Consider the following 16,674-nt stretch of genomic DNA (forward strand, 5'->3'; position numbering starts at 1 on the left):
CAGCGCGCCAGTGCACAGCAGGCTGGGGATCACCGACTCTGTCCTGTGGAGTTCGGCGGACTCGATCGTGTCCGAGGGGTCGGCCGGGTTGTAGACCACGTTGATCACGTCGCCGACCTCGCCGGGAGTGTCGGCCCAAGTGTCCGCCGGCGCGTTCGGGGCGGGACTGAAGTGGATCAGGTAGTTGGACTGGCGGTTGGCGTGCGAGGCGACGACGATGGTCGCCGTGGTGCGCACGCCGTGTCGATCGAGGGTCCAGTAGAAGTGGTGCTCCCACTGTGCTGCCCCAACCAGCAGGCCGGGCCCCACTGTTGTCAAGAAGATCGCAATGGTCCACCGCTGCGCCTGGCTTCGCCGCACCTGGTCGGTCGTCCCTCTTCGCGCGTGGCGATCTTCGCAGGGCGGGGGATCGCCGGTCATCGCACTGTCCACTCGACGCCGCCTGGTTGCTGCGCAGGGTTGCACCGGACAGCCAGGATGATCACATGGCTGAACGGGTGTGGGCCCGGGAGGCGGTCGCAGGCAGGGCGGACATCGCCTGATGTGGCATGAGAAATCCGCAGGACAGCCCACCCTGACCTCCGGTACGACAAACTGGTGAGACTGAGAACGAAGATCCACCGGGCCCGCCTCGGCCGGGACGAATACCGGGTGATCACCCCGGCCGGGCAGAGCGCCGGCGCCTTCCTCTACGCGAGCCCGGGCAGCTGGTTCATGGACCTGTACGTCGACCGGCAGGGCGCCGAGGACCTCGCGACGCTCTGGGCCCTGGCCGCCCGCTCCCAGCGGTCGCTGATCCACCTGCCGCTACGTGCCAGCACCGGCCCGACCGGCCTGCCCGACGTCCCGGCCGAGGACCGGTTGGACCTCCTGCTCGTCCATCACAGCCTCGGCTTCCCGCCGTCCCGCTGGAAGGAGGTCCGCGCCCGCCTGGGCGCCGGGATTCCGCACACCGTCGACCTCCCGGCCACCGACTTCCCGTCCGAGGAGGCGATCGACTACGAGCGCCACAACTTTGCGGGCTTCCGCGACCAGCTGCGCTTCACCGGTGCCGCCCACACGCTGGTGGTCACCGGCAGCCCCACCGCCTTCCGCTGGACGGGCTCCCTGCTCCACGGGCTCAGCCGCGAGGCTCCCGGCTGGCGGCCCGACGCGCACTACTGCGTCACCCTCACCCACGAGGGCTGGGGCTCCGGCCGCGCGGCCAAGGGCGTCCCGGGAGGCCTGCACATCACCTACGCCCACCGCTGGCGCGCCCAGTGAGTCGACCGGCCCCGGAGCGGGAAGTCGGCGGGTCCGACATCCTGCTCCGTGCCTCTTCAGTTCCCGGGCTTGAGGGGCATCAACGGCACCGTCACCCGGCTCTCCCAGGCCTGTTCCAGCGCCCGGGTAAACGTTTCTGCAGGCTGGGCGCCCGAGACGCCGAGCCGCCGGTCCAGGACGAAGAACGGTACGCCCGTCGCCCCCATCGCGCTGGCCGTCGCCTCGTCCTCGCGCACCGCCTCCGCGTACGCCTCCGGGTCGGCCAGCACGGCGGCCGCCGCCCCGCCGTCCAAGCCCGCCTCGACGGCCAGCTCGACCAGCCGCCCGTCCTCGAACGCGGAGCGCTCCTCGGCGAAGTTGGCCCGGTACAGCGCGTCCAGCAGCTGCCCCTGCCGGCCGTGCTCCTTGGCGAAGTGCAGCAGGCGGTGCATGTCGAAGGAGTTCGCCGCGTCGCGCCCGTCGTCCAGGTACGGCAGCCCCTCGCCGCGCGCGTTCTCGGCGATCCGGGCCTCCGCCGCCTCGGCCTGCTCCAGACTCATCCCGTACTTGGCGGCCAGCAGCGGGATGACCGGACGGGCCTCGCGCGGCGCGTGCGGGTCCAGCTCGAAGGAGCGGTGGATGACCTCCACCTCGTCGCGGTGCGGGAAGCGCTCCAAGGCCTTCTCGAACCGGGCCTTGCCGATGTAGCACCACGGGCAGTTGATGTCGCTCCACACTTCGACGCGCACGGCGCTGTACTCCTTCCAGCCTTGCGCGGACCTCCCGCGCGAACACCAACCGGAACACGGTCGTCCGCGTGAATATTTCTCGTCCTGAAATATTCAGGTGCGGGAGGAGCGGTGCCGCCGGGAGGATGGTCCGGCGAAAGGGTCCGTCTCCGATGTCCGGTTGGGGGAGTCGCCGTGTCCTTCGAGTTCGTGCGCCGTCTGGACGGCCTGGTCTACCGCTACCGCCAGAACGGCGAGTTCAACGGCAGGCCGTCGTTCAAGCGGGTGGACCTGGACGTGTGGTGCCGCTGGCTGCCCGAGCGGGGCTGGTGCACCGTCGGCGTCGACGGGATCGGCAATGGCTGGCCGCTGCTCGGGCGGACCGGGGAGGGGGCGTTCCCGCCGCTCGGCCCCTGGCGCAGTTGGAAGGCCGGCAAGTCGTACCTCTACGACCTGCGCCGCATCGACGGCCCTGCCTAGGGCGCCCGGCCCTCCTCGCGGCGGGTGCCGCGCGAGGAGGGCCGGGAGGTGGTTGCGTCTACTCCTCGGCGATGTAGGCCTCGTACTCGGCGGCCGAGAGCAGGGCCTCCAGCTCACTGGCCGTGGTCAGCTTGAGTTCGATGATCCATCCGTCGGTGTGAGCGTCGGTGTTGATCAGCTCGGGCTCGTCGCTCAGGTCCTCGTTGATCGCCGAGACCGTTCCGGACACCGGGGCGTAGAGCTCGCTCACCGACTTGACCGACTCGACCGTACCGAATGCCTTGCCGACATCGAACTTGTTCCCCACCTTGGGTAGTTCGACGAAGACGATGTCGCCGAGCTGCTTCTGGGCGTATTCGGTGATGCCGACCCGCGCCTTGCCGTCCGTCGTGGGCTGCACCCACTCGTGGTCCTTGGAGTACCGGAATTCCTTCGGGTAGTAGGCCATGGGAGTCTCCGTAGGGTTCGCCGTCACGTCTGACGGTGCGTCAGTCGCGAGGAGGAGCCTGCTACAGATCCCCGCCACCAGCCGCGATAGTCACTCGACCGAGTGAGTCAGGCGCCGCAGGGCGGCGCGGGCGGGCGGCCCCCAGCTGGCCTTGCCGCCGGGGAGGCCGCGCAGGCCGGCCTGCCCGATCCGGAGGCCGCTGAGGGCACGCAGTACCGCCCAGCCCCGGGCGCGGCGCAAGGTCGCGGTGTCCGGGGTCGGGCGGTGGGCCGCGTGGAAACGGTCGCGGGCGCCGTCCGGCAGCAGGACCCACGCGGCGGCGAGGTCGCAGGCCGGATCGCCCGCGCAGAGGTCGCCGAAGTCGATCACGCCGCAGATGGTGCCGTCGGCGGTGAGGACGTTGGCCGGATGCAGGTCGGCGTGCAGCCACACCGCCGGTCCCGACCACGGCGGTGCGGCCACGGCGTCGGCCCAGACGGCGCGGACGGCGTCCGGGTCGGGGATCAGCCCCAGGTCGACGGCCTCGGTGAGCTGCCGGTCGAACCCCTCGGCGTGGTCGGCCGGCGGCCCGCCGCGGCCACGGCCGACCGGAGCTCCGGCGGGGGCGGGGCGGTGGAGGGCGGTCAGGAAGGCGGCCAGCGCGTCGGCCGCCGCCTCGGCGCGGGTGGCGGGCTCACGGTCAGCGGGTGCTCCCGGCACCCAGGTGGTGACGAGCCACGGGCGCGGGAACCGCTCGGAGGGCTCGCCGAACCGCTGCGGCACCGGGACGGGCAGCGGAAGGTGCGGCGCGAGGCTGGGCAGCCAGGCGTGTTCCTTGCGCAGCAGTGCGTCCGCGTCCTTCGTGGCCCAGGGCAGCCGGACGGCGAGGTCCTCGCCCAGTCGCCACAGCTGGTTGTCCCAGCCGCGCGCGCCGAGCCGCACGGGGCGGTCGGCCAGGTCGGGGTGCTGGTCGCGCAGCAGCTGCCGGACCAGTTCCGCAGTGATCTCGGGCTCGGTGCGGGTCATGCGGAGCAACGGTAGCCGGGCGGCCGCGAGTTCGGGCCGCTTCCGCTGATTGGTGGTCACCCTCAGGTGGCGGCAGGGCTGATCAGGGGCGGTTCAGGGTTGATCCCGATACCGGTCGGGGCGGCGGCCGAGCAGGATCGAACACGTCGCCAAGAAGCCGTTCACGAGCGGCTCGTCCCAACGGAGTGTCCCATGAAGCCCCTCGCCCGCCGCGCCGCCGCCCTCGGACTGGCCTGCTCCGCCCTGGTCGGCCTGACCGCCGCCTCGGGCGCCCAGGCGTTCGCCGCCGGAGGCCCGGGCACCACGACGGCGTTCCCGCCGCTGAACCCCGCCGCGCTGGAGGCTGCCCTCCAGACCCGGCCCGGTGACGGCGCGGCCGGCGCGATCGCCCGGGTCGTCGAAGCGGGGCAGCTGTGGAAGGGCTCCACGGTTGACTCCCAGACCGGCCGGAAGATCCCGGAGAACGCGCACTTCCACGCCGGCAGCATCTCCAAGGTCTTCCAGTCCACCGTCACCCTCCAGCTCGCCGCCGAGGGCCGGATCGACCTCGACCAGACCGTCCAGCACTACCTGCCCGACCTGCTCCCGGACACCTTCCGGCCGATCACCGTCCGCCAGCTGATCAACTACACCAGCGGCCTGCCGGACGTGGACGAGGGCAAGCCCGACGCCGGCGTCGACGACACGATCGCCAACCGCTATACCTACCGGACCTTCGACCAGGTCATCCAGGACACCCTGCGCCCCACCGGCCGTCCGTGGCCCGGCCCGCACTTCGACCCCGGCACCAAGCAGGAGTACAACTCCCTCGCCTTCCGGATCGGAGGCAAGCTCATCGAGCAGGTCACCGGCCACTCCTACAGGGACGAGGTCGCCAACCGCATCCTGAAGCCGCTGCACCTCGACCAGACCTCGGTGCCCGAGGACGACCCCGAGATGCCCCGGCCGTACCTCCACGGCTACATGGCCGACAGCAGCGGCCAGGCGGTGGACGTCAGCGAGCAGGGCGGCACCCCGTCCAACATGATCTCCACCCCGGCCGACCTCGACCACTTCATGACCGCGCTGTTCCAGGGCCGGCTGCTGCCCGCCGCGCAGCAGAACGAGCTGTTCACCCTGCCCAAGGACAACGAGGGCAAGCTCGTCCCGTTCGTCGGCGGCACCTCCTGCAACAAGGTGGCCTGCTTCGGCGCCGGACTGATGTCCACCCCGCTGCCGAACGGCACGGTGCTCTGGGGCAAGACCGGTCACGACGACGGCTACGCCAACGGCATGTTCGCCACCCGTGACCTGTCCCTGCGCGCCGTCTACTCGATCTCCAACCTCAGCTCCGACTTCGCCGCCCCGACCCCGCTGTCCAACCGCCTCCTCATGGCCGTCCTGAACCCGTCCGCCCCGCAGCACTGACACCGGCCCACCCGGCACGGAAACGTGCGGAGCGGGAAGTCGGCCCGGCCGACTTCCCGCTCCGGGACACCGGGGGCTCAGCAGGAGATGTTGCCGCCGCCCACGTTCGTGCCGAGGACGCCGACGAACTTCTTGAACAGGTTGATCCGGTCGTTGCGCTCGTCCGGGTTCTTGCCGTTGCACTCCAGGTCGCCGTTGATGCTGCGGATGGTCTCGCCGAAGCCCTTGTCGTCGACGATGGCGTCGTGCCCGGTCATCGTCCCGGCGCCCTTCTGGCTGTTCCAGAACCAGAGACCGGTCTTCCAGGAGACGGCGGAGTCCCGCTCCACCTTGTACGGGTCGTGCAGCAGGTCGATGTGCAGGGCGTCGCCCGCGGCCTTGTAGTTGAAGTTCCAGCTGAGCTGCAGCGGCCCGCGGCCGTGGTACGCGGAGGTTCCGGCGGGGCAGCCGTACGGCTGGGTGGTGTCGCAGTAGTGGCTGTAGTTGGCCTTGTTCTGCTCGACGACGTACGTCAGGCCGACGGTCTCGTGGCTGACGTTGGCGAGGAAGGCGGCCGCCTCGCGCTTGCGGGTGGCGTCGTCGCCGGTCTTGGTGAAGCCGGGGTAGGCGCTCAGGGCGTCGGTCAGGCCCTGGTACGTGTAGAAGGGGTTCCGGTTCGGGAACATCTGGTTGAACTGGGCCTCGCTGACCACGAAGGAGCCTGCGGCGGCGGCCCGGGTGGCCGTCGGCGCGGCCAGGACGAGGGTGCCCAGAACGGCGGCCGAGGCGGCTGCGGACAGCACGCGGGAGAGCTTCATCAGGTCCTCAAGGGGTCGTCGGTGAACGGTGCTTCGCTCTCGAAGCACCGGAGCCATCGTGCTGGGCGGTATCCGGGATCTGAACGTTTCCGAGGTCTAAACCACTCGTAAGGGTCGTATCCGATCGAGGAGTTGGCGCTCCGTTCACCCCAGGGTGATCATCCGGCGGTCGGGTGCACCGGATAGCCTCGTCCGCGCACGGGGAACGAGTGATCACGGCGCGACCGGGGGACAGGGCGATGGCGCACACCGACGACGAGGGCGACGAGCGGCTGGCGGCCGAGGGCGAGGTGGCCGTCGCCCGGCTGGCGATCGACTCCGGGGACCTCACCCACGCCGCCGACCACCTCGCCGACGCCATCCTCTCCGACCCCCAGCTGCCCGAACTGCACGAGGCGCTGGCCGAGTTGTGTGCGGCGGCGGGCGGCCCGGCGGCGGCGCGCGAGCTGTTCCCGCTGGACGGCGAGGTCTACCTCGGCACCGTCGCCTGCCGCGCCCACGTGGAAGCCGCCGCCGGGGACTGGGACACCGCCGTCGGCCTGCTCGCCTCGGCGATCCAGTACGAGCCGGCCCGCCCCTGGGCGCACGCCGCCTGGCTCGCCCGTGAGGACCTGCCCGCCCTGGTCGACCCGGACGCCGTCGCCCAGGCGGTGGCCCGCGCCGCCGGCGCCCTGCCCGACCCGCTGCCCGCCGAACTCGCCGACGCCGTACGGCCCTTCGAGGAGTTCGTCCGGGCCGTACTGGTCCGCAACGGCGAGCACGCGCTGCTGCTGGCGATGGCCTCCGGCCTGACCCGCCGCCTCGGCGCCACCGCCCGGGCCGTCGAACTCGCCGAACGGGCCCACCGGTCGGCCCCCGGCTACCTGCCCTCCGTGATGCTCGGCAACGCCCTGCGCTCCGACGGGCGGCCCGAGGCGGCGCTCGCCGTCTGGGAGGCCGAACTGGGCCGGGAGGCACCGGAGAAGGACAACTCCAGCAGCTACCTCGCCGTCGACGTGGCCGAGCTGTACGGCGCCCTCGGCCGCCCGGCCGACGGCCTGCCCTGGCTGGACCGGGTGCTCGCCACCGCGCCCGACCACCCCAAGGCCGCCCCGGCCCGGTACGGGCTGCGCCACGCCCTCGACGGGGACCCGGTGCACCTGCTCGGTCTGGCCGACCACCACCGCGCCCACCCCGACCACGAGTACGCCCAGGACCTGCTGGAGCGGCTCAGCCACCGTGAGCCCTGGCTCGGCATGGTCTCCGGCACCACCGAGGCGACCGTCAATGTGCTGCACCAGGTGCTCGGCGCCGACGGTACCGGCCGTGACACCGAGATCGACTGCACCGCCTCCGCCGTCGAGCCGCCCAGCTCACTGCTGGCCGTCCACCTCGCCCTGCCGCGCTCCACCGTCTCCTACCAGTCCGTCGGCGATCCCGACCCCCGGCTGCCGCTGACCGAGCCCACCACCCGGATCTGGTCCTGGGACGGCACCGACCCGCGCCCGGCCGTCGCCCCGCCCGCCGCTTCGAGCGCCGAACTCGTCCGCGCCACCGCCGAGATCGTCTGGCCGACCATCCCCGCCGCCTACGACCACGCCGTCCGACTGGCCGGACTGCCGCTGGAGGAACTGCTCGGCGCACTGGTCCACCCGCCGCTGCCCCGCGAGGACGACCTCGGCCGCGCCCTGCTCGCCCACCAGCCCGAACTGTGGGTGCGCGCCGTCCAGACCTTCACCTGCCTCGGCATCGCCCACCACCGCACCGACCAGCCGTGGGAGGGCTCGGAGCGCCGCCGGGTGCTGCGCGACCTGCTGCTCGGGCCCGAGGACTGGGTGGTCGAGGCGGCCGGCTTCGCCCTGGTCGCGATCGGCTGGACGCACCCGGACACACGGGCCGACATCGCCGGGCTGCTGCACCGGCGGCTGGAGTACGGCGCCCGGGCGCGCCGCAGCCGGGTGGTGACGATCCAGCGCTCGTTCGCCGCCCTGGTGCTCGCCGCGCCGTGGACGGACCCGGCCGACCGCGACCTCGCCCGGCGCCTGCTGGCGGAGGAGGACGGCCGGGACACCGGCGGCGCGGCGAGCACCAAGGACACCGGGAACACCGAGGAGGAGGCGGCGGTGGAGCCGAGCGCGCCGCAGCGGCCCGAGCCCCGCCCCGGCCTGATCCGCCGTCTCTTCGGGCGGTCCTAGACCGTCCTAGACCCCCGGCAGCGTCTCCTGGTCCACCTCGAACCGCGCGACCCGCTCCGCCGGGTCGCGGCACTCCGGCCCCAGCCGCAGCATCCGCGACTCCGGGTCGTGCAGCGGCCGGTGGCAGCGGCGGCAGGTGACCCGGGGCCGGAGCGCCTGGGCGGTGTCCGTGCCGGGGAGTGGCTCAGGGCTGGTCATGGGGAGACGGTAGCCGCCCACGGCTGCCGGGGCCCGCGCCGTGAAAGGATCCGTCCCATGGCCACGGACCGCAGCAGCGCAGGAGACCCGGCGCGCACCCTCGCCCTGCTCTGGGGGCTGACGGCCGAGGAGAAGCCCGGCCGGCGCGGCCCGAAGCAGGCCCGCTCCACCGCTGAGATCGCCGCCGCGGCGATCGCCCTGGCCGACGCCGAGGGCGTGGACGCCGTCACCATGCGCCGGGTCGCCCAGGAGCTCGGGCTGTCCCCGATGGCGCTCTACACCTACGTCCCCGGCAAGGCCGAGCTGCTCGACCTGATGCTGGACACCGTCTACGCCACGATGCCCCGCAGCGCCCCGGCCGACGCGGGCTGGCGGGCCAGGGTCACCGCCGTCGCGGACGACAACCGGGCGCTGTTCGGCGCCCACCCCTGGGTCGCCGCCGTCTCCACCAGCCGCCCGCCGCTCGGCCCCGGCCTGATGGCCAAGTACGAGTACGAGCTGCGCGCCTTCGAGGGCACCGGCCTGCCGGACGTCGAGCTGGACGCCGCGCTGACCCACCTGCTCGGCTTCGTCCAGACCTGCGCCCGGATGGCCGCCGACGAGCGCGCCGCCCAGCAGGACAGCGCGCTGACCGACGCCCAGTGGTGGGAGGCCAACGCCGAGCTGCTCGCCCGGGTCTTCGACGCCGAGCGCTACCCGGTCGCCGCCCGCGTCGGTGCCGCCGCCGGCCAGGCGCACGGCGGCGCGTACAGCCCGGAGCACGCGTACGCCTTCGGGCTGGGCCGGGTGCTGGACGGGCTGGCGGCGCTGATCAAGGAGTAGTGCTGATCAAGGAGCGGTAGGCCGCCCGTCGTACTCCTCGCGGGCGGGCCGCGGGGCTGCCGGAGGGCTTCGCGGAGCTGTTCCCGAACACCGACGCGGCCATCGCCAGGGGCGAGCCGGCCCTGCGCACCGGTGACCTGGCCCGGCTGATCGGCCGTCCGACCGTCCCGCTGGCCGAGTCCGTCCGCGCCGCGCCGGGTGCCTGAGGCAACCGCCTGACCTGCGAAAAGGCCGGGAACCGTCCAGCATTCAAGCAATGTCATGACCAAAATCCGAAAACGGAGATGACAGCCTCCCCTCCCGCCCGCTACCGTCACCTCGATACATCGCGCGCGCGGGAGGGCACTCGGCCATGCCACAGACAACCCAGCAGGACAGCGGCCGAGGCCTCTGGTACGGCATGGCGGCCTACGGCATCTGGGGGCTCTTCCCGCTGTTCTGGCCGCTGCTGGAGCCCGGCGCCGCCGACGACATCCTGGCCAACCGGATGGTCTGGTCCCTGGTCGCCGTGGTGCTGATGCTGGTCGCCCAGCGGCACTGGAGCTGGATACGCCCGCTGCTGCGCCAGCCCCGCCGACTCGCCATGCTGGCCGGTGCGGCCACGGTGATCTCCGTCAACTGGGGCGTCTACATCTGGGCCGTCAACAACGGTCACGTGGTGGAGACCAGCCTCGGCTACTTCATCAACCCCCTGGTCACCATCGGCTTCGGCGTCCTGGTGCTCAAGGAGCGGCTGCGCGGCGCCCAGTGGACGGCCGTCGGCATCGGCGCCGCCGCCGTCGCGGTCCTGACCGTCGCCTACGGGCAGCTGCCCTGGATCGCGCTCGTCCTGGCGCTCTCCTTCGCCACCTACGGCCTGCTGAAGAAGCAGGTCGGGCTGAGCGGGCTGGAGAGCCTGGCGGCGGAGAGCGCCTTCATGTTCCCCTTCGCCCTCGGCTACCTGATCTACCTGGAGCTCAGCGGGCACGGCACCTTCGGGCACACCGTGCCCGGCTCGTACGGCTGGGGGCACTCGGCGCTGCTGATGCTCAGCGGCGTGATCACCGCGATCCCGCTGCTGTTCTTCGGCGCGGCGGCTGTGCGGGTGCCGCTGACCGTGCTCGGGCTGCTGCAGTACCTGGCGCCGGTGTTCCAGTTCCTGATCGGCGTCGCCGTCTTCCACGAGTCGATGCCGCCCGCGCGCTGGGCCGGCTTCGCCCTGGTCTGGGCCGCGCTCGCGCTGCTCACCTGGGATGCGCTGCGCCAGGTGCGGGCCGACCGCGCGGGGCGGGCCGCGGCCGTTCCGCAGCCCGCCCCCGTCCAGCGGGAAGCCGTCACGCGCTGATGCGGCTCACGCGCTGATACCGCTCATGCGCTGATGTCGCGGCTGGTGAACCGCGACCAGGCCGCCGAGCCGAACACGGCGACGTAGGCGGCCTGCAGACCGAGGTCCTTCCACACGCCGTCCCAGTACATCGGTTCGCGCAGCAGGTCGGAGAAGTTCATCCAGTAATGGGTGAACAGGAACGGCCGGATCGCGTCCAGCTGCGGGAAGGCGTCCAGGATCTGCACGGTGATCACCAGGCCGACGGTCGCGGCCATCGCCGCGATGCCGCTGCCGGTGAGGGTCGAGACGAACAGCCCGATCGCCACCAGCCCGGCCAGCGAGAGCGCGACCACCCCGGCCACCAGCACCGCCCGCAGCAGCGCGTCCGAGAAGCCGATGGTGTCCCCGGAGATCAGCGTGACCTCGCCGAGCGGGAACAGCGCGGCCCCGGTGGCCAGCGCCGACAGCGCGACCGCCGCCGTCGCGGCCAGGCAGAACACCAGCCCGGCGGTGAACTTGGCGGCCAGCAGCCTGGTCCGCCCGGCCGGGGCGACCAGCAGGTAGCGCAGCGTCCCGGTGGCCGCCTCGCCGGCGACCGAGTCCCCGGCCACCACCCCGACCGTCATCGGGAGGAAGACCGGCAGCGCCACCGCCAGCGCGGTGAACACCAGGAACAGCCCGTTCTGGGTCGTCTGCGCGATGAAGCTCGGCCCGCCGCCGCCGTCGTGCGGGCTGTCGGTGTTGAGCTTGACCACCACGCCGATCAGGATCGGCAGCACCGCCAGGATGCCCAGCAGCACCTTGGTGCGCAGCCGGCGGAAGGTCAGGTGCAGCTCGTTGCGGAACAGCGCCAGGAACCCGGCCGCGGTCTGCGGCCGACGCCCGGCCACCGGCAGCGCCTCAGCCTGCGACATCGAAGCCCTCCCCGGTCAGCGCCACGAAGGCGTCCTCCAACGTGCCCCGCTCCAGCCCGAATCCGTGCACCCGCACCCCGGCCTCGACCAGCGCCGCGCACAGTTCGGGCAGCACCTCGTCGCCGCCCCGGGCGCCCAGCTCGCCGTCCACCCGGCCCTCGCCGGGCACCAGCGAACCCACCTGGTGGGCGGCCAGCACCTTGGCGGCCTGCGCCACGTCGGGGGTGCGGACCACCAGCCGGCCCTGGGCCCGGGCGGCCAGCTCGGTGACGGTGCCCTGCACCACCAGCCGGCCCCGGGACATCACCGCCGCGTGGGTGCAGACCTGCTCGATCTCGTCCAGCAGGTGCGAGGAGAGGAACACCGTGGTGCCCTCCGCCGCGACCTCCCGCACCAGCGCCCGGATCTCCCGCATGCCCTGCGGGTCCAGGCCGTTGGTCGGCTCGTCCAGCACCAGCAGCTCGCGCGGCTGCAGCAGCGCGGAGGCCAGGCCCAGGCGTTGCTTCATGCCCAGGGAGTAGGCGCGGGCCTTCTTGCCGGCCGCGGCGCTCAGGCCGACCCGCTCCAGCGCGGCGTCCACCCGCTGCCGGCGGGTGCGCGGGTCGGCGGTCGGGTCGGCGGAGTCGAAGCGGACCAGGTTGTCCCGGCCGGAGAGGAAGCCGTACAGCGCCGGGCCCTCGATCAGCGCGCCCACCCGGGGCAGCACGGAGGCGACGGACTGCGGCATCGACTCGCCGAGCACGGTGGCCACGCCGGAGGTGGGGGCGATCAGGCCCATCAGCATCCGGATGGTGGTGGTCTTGCCGGAGCCGTTGGGGCCGAGGAAGCCGAACACCGAGCCGCGCGGCACGGCCAGGTCCAGGCCGTCCACGGCGAGCTGGCCACCCCGGAAGCGCTTGGTCAGGCCGCGGGTTCTGATCACGTCGTCGGTCGAGGAGGCGGGAGGAGCGGAAGGAGCGGGCGGAGCGGAAGGAGCGGGGGCCGGGCGCGGCGCGGCGCCCGGACCCCCGGCCGACTCCGTAACGTCCCCCGTTACGGGAGCCTTGGACATCCGTCAGTTCACCCCGGCGGCGTGCTGCAGGACCGGCAGGGTCACCGCGCCGGCGAAGACCCGGCCGTCGTCGGTGAGCAGGACGTTGACGACCTTGGTGCTGATCAGCGTGCCGCCGCCGACCGGCTTGCCGAGCGACTTCACCAGCGCCTGCGGGTTCATCGGCTGGCCGTGGTGCTTGCCCTGCTTGCCGTTGTCCGTGCCCTTCGGCGTCTCGACGCCGCTGGGCAGCTGCGCGGAGACCACGGCCGTCCAGCCCTCGCCGATCACGTTCACGCCGCCGTGGTCCTTGGCGGCTTCACCCTTGGCAGCCTCGCCCTTGCCGGCGTGGCCCTTGGCCGCGTCGTCCGCCTTCTGCTCCGTCACCTTGGCGCCCTTGGGCACCGTGAAGTCGAAGGTCTTGGCGGCCGGCTTGGCGAAGGACACCTCGGTGAAGTGGACGTCCAGCACGGTGGAGCCGTCGGTGGACTTCACCACCACCGCGAGCGGCACGCCGTTGTCGGCGGCCACCGAGATCCGCACCTCGGCGACGGTCGAGCCGGACTGGGTCGGCTTGACGCTCAGCTGGTACGCCTTCTGCCCGGCCACCGTGGCCGTCCCGGCCACGGTGACGGAGGTGGTGCCGGCGCTCTCGGTCAGGAACTGCTTGGCGGCCTCCTGCGGGGTGGTCGGCACCCCGGTCAGCGGCGCCTCGGGCCGGTGCTCGCCCGCCGGACGCCCGGTCAGGTGCACCGCGCTGTTGGTCGAACTGTCCCAGGCCCAGCTCTGGTCGCCGTTGCGGACCAGGGTGTAGCCCGCCATGTTCTCCATCAGGTCCACCCGCTGGCGGTCCGGCCCGTCCACCGCGACCCGCAGGGTCTGGTCCCCGCCGAGCAGGCCGAGCAGCTTGGTCTGCGGGTCCGCCGAGGAGCCCTTGCCCTGCTCGCCGCCGTGCCCGGCCGCCGCGGCGAGACCACCGGCCCCGCTCAGCAGTTGGCCGGGCAGCCCGAGGTCGGTCGAGACCGACACCGTCCCGGACAGGGTCTGGGTGTCGGAGCCGAGCGCCTTGGCCACCAGCGCCTCCGCCGAGACGGCCGGCAGGTCGGGCGGGGAGTCGGCGGCCAGCGCGGGCACCAGTCCGACCCCGGTGGCGATCACCGCGGCCACCACCAGCGGGACCCCGGCCCGTACCAGGGTGCGCCGCCGTGAACGGAACGGCACTCCGCCGTCCTGCTGGTCCCCCGCCGCCGTGTCATTGGTCATGGCGTCCTCAACTCCTCTGCGAACCTCTGCGATTGGCACTGTCCCTCCATTAGAGGCGGGCGCCGCCACGCCGTCATCGCCCTGCAGGGCCAGATCGGGGTGACCCTGGTGTGTACATCGACCCTGAGAAGCCTCAGGGTTGGCTCATCCGAACGTACGACACCTGGCGTAGGGTCGCGCCATGGACGGAACCGCCGTGGACGCAAGCACCCCTCCGACCGCGAACGCGATGCGGCGCGCCCTGCGCCGCGCCCGGGACGGCGTGGCCCTCGATGTGACCGAGGCGGCCGTGCTGCTCCAGGCCAGAGGCGAGGACCTGCGCGACCTGTGCGCCGGTGCCGCCCGGGTGCGCGACGCCGGGCTGGAGGCGGCCGGCCGTCCCGGCGTCATCACCTACTCCAAGAGCGTCTTCATCCCGCTCACCCGGCTCTGCCGCGACAAGTGCCACTACTGCACCTTCGCCACCGTCCCCGGCAAGCTGCGCCGGGCCGGGCACGGGATGTTCATGTCCCCGGACGAGGTGCTGGAGGTGGCCCGGCGCGGGGCCGAACTCGGCTGCAAGGAAGCCCTGATCACGCTCGGCGACAAGCCCGAGGACCGCTGGCCCGAGGCCCGTGAGTGGCTGGACGCGCACGGCTACGACGACACCATCGCCTACGTGCGGGCGATGTCCATCCGCATCCTGGAGGAGACCGGCCTGCTGCCGCACCTCAACCCCGGGGTGCTGAGCTGGACGGACTTCCAGCGGCTGAAGCCGGTCTCCGCCTCGATGGGGATGATGCTGGAGACCACCGCCACCCGGCTGTGGAGCGAGCCCGGCGGCCCGCACTTCGGCTCGCCGGACAAGGAACCGGCCGTCCGACTGCGGGTGTTGGAGGACGCCGGCCGCAGCTCCGTCCCGTTCACCAGCGGCCTGCTGATCGGCATCGGCGAGACGTACCAGGAGCGCGCCGAGTCGCTGTTCGCGCTGCGCAAGGTCTCCCGGGCCTACCACGGCGTCCAGGAACTGATCCTGCAGAACTTCCGCGCCAAGCCGGACACCGCGATGCGCGGCATGCCGGACGCCGAACTGGACGAGCTGGTGGCCACGGTGGCGGTGGCCCGCCACCTGCTCGGCCCGGCGGCGTGCCTGCAGGCGCCGCCGAACCTGGTGGACGGTGAGTACGGGCGGCTGATCGCGGCCGGCATCGACGACTGGGGCGGCGTCTCCCCGCTGACCCCGGACCACGTCAACCCCGAGCGCCCCTGGCCGCAGATCGACCGCCTCGCCGAGCGCTCGGCCGCGGCCGGCTTCGAACTGCGCGAACGCCTCGCCGTCTACCCCGAGTACGTGCTGCGCGGCGAACCCTGGCTGGACCCGCGGGTGCTGCCGCACGTGCGCGCCCTGGCCGACCCGGCCACCGGCCTGGCGAACCCGGACGCGGTGGTCGAGGGCCGCCCCTGGCAGGAGCCCGAGGACCTCCCGGAGGCGTACGGGCGGACCGACCTGCACACCGCCGTCGACACCGAGGGCCGCACCGGCGACCGCCGGGCCGACTTCGAGGACGTGTACGGCGACTGGGAGGTGCTGCGCGAGCAGGTGCTCGCGAAGGGCGCGCCCGAGCGCCTCGCGGGCGACCTGCGCGAGGCTCTGGCGGTGGCCGCCGACGACCCGACCGAGCTCACCGACGACCACGCGCTGGCCCTGTTCCACGCGGACGGCCCGGCCCTGGACGCCCTGTGCCGGATCGCCGACGACGTCCGCCGGGACGCGGTCGGGGACGACGTCACCTACTGCGTCACCCGGAACATCAACTTCACCAACGTCTGCTACACCGGCTGCCGCTTCTGCGCCTTCGCCCAGCGCCGCACCGACGCCGACGCCTACACCCTCTCCCTGGAGCAGGTCGCCGAACGGGCCGCGCAGGCCTGGGAGGTGGGCGCCACCGAGGTGTGCATGCAGGGCGGCATCCACCCGGACCTGCCCGGCACCGCCTACTTCGACATCGCCCGCGCGGTGAAGGAACGGGTGCCCGGCATCCACGTGCACGCGTTCTCCCCGATGGAGGTGGTCAACGGCGCGACCCGGACCGGGCTTTCGATCCGCGACTGGCTGCAGCGGGCCAAGGAGTCGGGCCTGGACACCATCCCGGGCACCGCCGCCGAGATCCTGGACGACGAGGTCCGCTGGGTGCTCACCAAGGGCAAGCTGCCGGCCGCGACCTGGGTCGAGGTGGTCACCACCGCGCACGAGCTGGGCATCCGCTCCTCGTCCACGATGATGTACGGGCACGTGGACACCCCGAAGCACTGGCTCGGCCACCTGCGGCTGCTCGCCGAGATCCAGCAGCGCACCGGTGGTTTCACCGAGTTCGTCACCCTCCCGTTCATCCACACCAACGCCCCGGTCTACCTGGCCGGCATCGCCCGCCCCGGCCCGACCGCCCGGGACAACCGCGCCGTGGTCGCCATGGCCCGGCTGCTGCTGCACCCGCACATCCCCAACATCCAGACCAGCTGGGTGAAGCTGGGCGCGGAGGGCGCGGCCGAGATGCTCCGCTCGGGCGCCAACGACCTGGGCGGCACGCTGATGGAGGAGACCATCTCGCGGATGGCCGGCTCGGCGTACGGCAGCTACAAGTCGGTGCGCGACCTCCAGGCGATCGCCGAGGCCGCGGGCCGCCCCCACCGCCAGCGCACCACCCTCTACGGCGAGGTGCCGGTCGAGCGGCGCGCGGCGGCGCTGGCCTCGGACGGGCACCTGCCGGAGCTGCTGCCGGTGCTGGACTAGGGCCGACCGCGGGACCCCGGCCGTCGCGGAGACGGCGGCCGGGGTGGGGAACCGAAGTACGAGGGACGCCGTCGTTCCGCTCGCGCCTTC

Annotated in this window: 15 protein-coding genes and 2 pseudogenes; 8 read left to right on the top strand and 9 right to left on the bottom strand. The window is 72.8% G+C overall.

Annotated elements, in window-relative coordinates:
- Positions 1 to 42 precede the first annotated feature (42 nt).
- Positions 43 to 420 (bottom strand): annotated as a pseudogene (locus tag ACFVWU_RS03605) (DUF3592 domain-containing protein); the annotation flags it as partial.
- 177 nt (positions 421 to 597) lie between these two features.
- Between ACFVWU_RS03605 and ACFVWU_RS03610 the strand changes: the two are divergent.
- Positions 598 to 1,263 (top strand): hypothetical protein, encoded by a 666-nt coding sequence (locus tag ACFVWU_RS03610; RefSeq protein ID WP_387615020.1) that lies wholly within the window; start codon positions 598 to 600, stop codon positions 1,261 to 1,263.
- A 56-nt stretch (positions 1,264 to 1,319) separates the two neighbouring features.
- On the opposite strand, the gene ACFVWU_RS03615 is transcribed toward ACFVWU_RS03610, so the two are convergent.
- Positions 1,320 to 1,991: a DsbA family oxidoreductase gene (locus tag ACFVWU_RS03615; RefSeq protein WP_387615023.1), complete on the bottom strand. Its 672-nt coding sequence runs from the start codon at positions 1,989 to 1,991 to the stop codon at positions 1,320 to 1,322.
- A gap of 174 nt (positions 1,992 to 2,165) precedes the next feature.
- Between ACFVWU_RS03615 and ACFVWU_RS03620 the strand changes: the two genes are divergently transcribed.
- Complete coding sequence (locus ACFVWU_RS03620; protein ID WP_387615026.1) at positions 2,166 to 2,450, top strand: hypothetical protein; 285 nt, start codon at positions 2,166 to 2,168, stop codon at positions 2,448 to 2,450.
- Between the two features lie 58 nt (positions 2,451 to 2,508).
- Here ACFVWU_RS03620 and gcvH read toward each other — a convergent pair whose 3' ends face one another.
- Together gcvH and ACFVWU_RS03630 are read right to left on the bottom strand one after the other, a co-directional pair.
- On the bottom strand, positions 2,509 to 2,898 hold the full coding sequence (gcvH, locus tag ACFVWU_RS03625) for a glycine cleavage system protein GcvH (RefSeq protein WP_387615029.1): 390 nt from the start codon (positions 2,896 to 2,898) through the stop codon (positions 2,509 to 2,511).
- 90 nt (positions 2,899 to 2,988) lie between these two features.
- Complete coding sequence (locus tag ACFVWU_RS03630) at positions 2,989 to 3,903, bottom strand: aminoglycoside phosphotransferase family protein (RefSeq protein WP_387615032.1); 915 nt, start codon at positions 3,901 to 3,903, stop codon at positions 2,989 to 2,991.
- 192 nt (positions 3,904 to 4,095) lie between these two features.
- Here ACFVWU_RS03630 and ACFVWU_RS03635 point away from each other — a divergent pair, with 192 nt between their 5' ends.
- Positions 4,096 to 5,310 (top strand): serine hydrolase domain-containing protein, encoded by a 1,215-nt coding sequence (locus ACFVWU_RS03635; protein WP_387615035.1) that lies wholly within the window; start codon positions 4,096 to 4,098, stop codon positions 5,308 to 5,310.
- A gap of 77 nt (positions 5,311 to 5,387) precedes the next feature.
- Here ACFVWU_RS03635 and ACFVWU_RS03640 read toward each other — a convergent pair whose 3' ends face one another.
- Positions 5,388 to 6,107 carry a chitinase gene (locus tag ACFVWU_RS03640; RefSeq protein ID WP_387615038.1) on the bottom strand — a complete coding sequence of 240 codons (720 nt, stop codon included), beginning with the start codon at positions 6,105 to 6,107 and terminating at the stop codon, positions 5,388 to 5,390.
- A 239-nt stretch (positions 6,108 to 6,346) separates the two neighbouring features.
- On the opposite strand from ACFVWU_RS03640, the gene ACFVWU_RS03645 reads away from it, so the two are divergent.
- Positions 6,347 to 8,281, top strand: a complete 1,935-nt coding sequence (locus ACFVWU_RS03645) for a tetratricopeptide repeat protein (protein WP_387615040.1) — start codon at positions 6,347 to 6,349, stop codon at positions 8,279 to 8,281.
- A 6-nt stretch (positions 8,282 to 8,287) separates the two neighbouring features.
- On the opposite strand, the gene ACFVWU_RS03650 is transcribed toward ACFVWU_RS03645, so the two are convergent.
- A complete protein-coding gene (locus ACFVWU_RS03650) occupies positions 8,288 to 8,479 on the bottom strand; it encodes a DUF6011 domain-containing protein (RefSeq protein WP_387615043.1) in 192 nt (63 codons plus the stop codon).
- 57 nt (positions 8,480 to 8,536) lie between these two features.
- On the opposite strand from ACFVWU_RS03650, the gene ACFVWU_RS03655 reads away from it, so the two are divergent.
- The 3 genes and pseudogenes from ACFVWU_RS03655 to rarD all read left to right on the top strand — a co-directional run bounded on the left by ACFVWU_RS03655 (position 8,537) and on the right by rarD (position 10,625).
- Entirely contained in the window at positions 8,537 to 9,301 is a 765-nt protein-coding gene (locus ACFVWU_RS03655; protein WP_387615045.1) for a TetR/AcrR family transcriptional regulator C-terminal domain-containing protein, read from the top strand.
- 50 nt (positions 9,302 to 9,351) lie between these two features.
- A pseudogene (locus ACFVWU_RS03660) lies at positions 9,352 to 9,507 on the top strand (KR domain-containing protein); the annotation flags it as partial.
- A 146-nt stretch (positions 9,508 to 9,653) separates the two neighbouring features.
- Positions 9,654 to 10,625, top strand: a complete 972-nt coding sequence (gene rarD, locus ACFVWU_RS03665; protein ID WP_387615048.1) for an EamA family transporter RarD — start codon at positions 9,654 to 9,656, stop codon at positions 10,623 to 10,625.
- 23 nt (positions 10,626 to 10,648) lie between these two features.
- On the opposite strand, the gene ACFVWU_RS03670 is transcribed toward rarD, so the two are convergent.
- The 3 genes from ACFVWU_RS03670 to ACFVWU_RS03680 are packed head-to-tail and all read right to left on the bottom strand — an operon-like array spanning position 10,649 to position 13,814.
- A complete protein-coding gene (locus ACFVWU_RS03670; protein WP_387615051.1) occupies positions 10,649 to 11,521 on the bottom strand; it encodes an ABC transporter permease in 873 nt (290 codons plus the stop codon).
- The gene (locus tag ACFVWU_RS03675; protein ID WP_387615054.1) at positions 11,508 to 12,572 is read right to left on the bottom strand and encodes an ABC transporter ATP-binding protein; all 1,065 of its coding nucleotides are present in this window, start codon (positions 12,570 to 12,572) and stop codon (positions 11,508 to 11,510) included. The genes ACFVWU_RS03670 and ACFVWU_RS03675 overlap by 14 nt, the downstream gene beginning before the upstream one ends.
- A gap of 3 nt (positions 12,573 to 12,575) precedes the next feature.
- Positions 12,576 to 13,814, bottom strand: coding sequence for an outer membrane lipoprotein carrier protein LolA (locus ACFVWU_RS03680; protein ID WP_387615057.1), 1,239 nt, complete (start codon positions 13,812 to 13,814; stop codon positions 12,576 to 12,578).
- 181 nt (positions 13,815 to 13,995) lie between these two features.
- On the opposite strand from ACFVWU_RS03680, the gene ACFVWU_RS03685 reads away from it, so the two are divergent.
- Positions 13,996 to 16,584 (top strand): bifunctional FO biosynthesis protein CofGH, encoded by a 2,589-nt coding sequence (locus ACFVWU_RS03685; RefSeq protein ID WP_387615060.1) that lies wholly within the window; start codon positions 13,996 to 13,998, stop codon positions 16,582 to 16,584.
- Positions 16,585 to 16,674: the final 90 nt, after the last annotated feature.

It is taken from the genome of Kitasatospora sp. NPDC058190 (assembly GCF_042883685.1).
Taxonomy (GTDB): Bacteria; Actinomycetota; Actinomycetes; order Streptomycetales; family Streptomycetaceae; genus Kitasatospora.

What these genes read in the sequence shown, in the direction of transcription:
- gcvH (WP_387615029.1), bottom strand. Translation starts at nt 2,898, where the DNA reads ATGGCCTACTACCCGAAGGAATTCCGGTACTCCAAGGACCACGAGTGG.
- ACFVWU_RS03630 (WP_387615032.1), bottom strand. Translation starts at nt 3,903, where the DNA reads ATGACCCGCACCGAGCCCGAGATCACTGCGGAACTGGTCCGGCAGCTG.
- ACFVWU_RS03635 (WP_387615035.1), top strand. Translation starts at nt 4,096, where the DNA reads ATGAAGCCCCTCGCCCGCCGCGCCGCCGCCCTCGGACTGGCCTGCTCC.
- ACFVWU_RS03640 (WP_387615038.1), bottom strand. Translation starts at nt 6,107, where the DNA reads ATGAAGCTCTCCCGCGTGCTGTCCGCAGCCGCCTCGGCCGCCGTTCTG.
- ACFVWU_RS03645 (WP_387615040.1), top strand. Translation starts at nt 6,347, where the DNA reads ATGGCGCACACCGACGACGAGGGCGACGAGCGGCTGGCGGCCGAGGGC.
- ACFVWU_RS03650 (WP_387615043.1), bottom strand. Translation starts at nt 8,479, where the DNA reads ATGACCAGCCCTGAGCCACTCCCCGGCACGGACACCGCCCAGGCGCTC.
- ACFVWU_RS03655 (WP_387615045.1), top strand. Translation starts at nt 8,537, where the DNA reads ATGGCCACGGACCGCAGCAGCGCAGGAGACCCGGCGCGCACCCTCGCC.
- rarD (WP_387615048.1), top strand. Translation starts at nt 9,654, where the DNA reads ATGCCACAGACAACCCAGCAGGACAGCGGCCGAGGCCTCTGGTACGGC.
- ACFVWU_RS03670 (WP_387615051.1), bottom strand. Translation starts at nt 11,521, where the DNA reads ATGTCGCAGGCTGAGGCGCTGCCGGTGGCCGGGCGTCGGCCGCAGACC.
- ACFVWU_RS03675 (WP_387615054.1), bottom strand. Translation starts at nt 12,572, where the DNA reads ATGTCCAAGGCTCCCGTAACGGGGGACGTTACGGAGTCGGCCGGGGGT.
- ACFVWU_RS03680 (WP_387615057.1), bottom strand. Translation starts at nt 13,814, where the DNA reads ATGACCAATGACACGGCGGCGGGGGACCAGCAGGACGGCGGAGTGCCG.
- ACFVWU_RS03685 (WP_387615060.1), top strand. Translation starts at nt 13,996, where the DNA reads ATGGACGGAACCGCCGTGGACGCAAGCACCCCTCCGACCGCGAACGCG.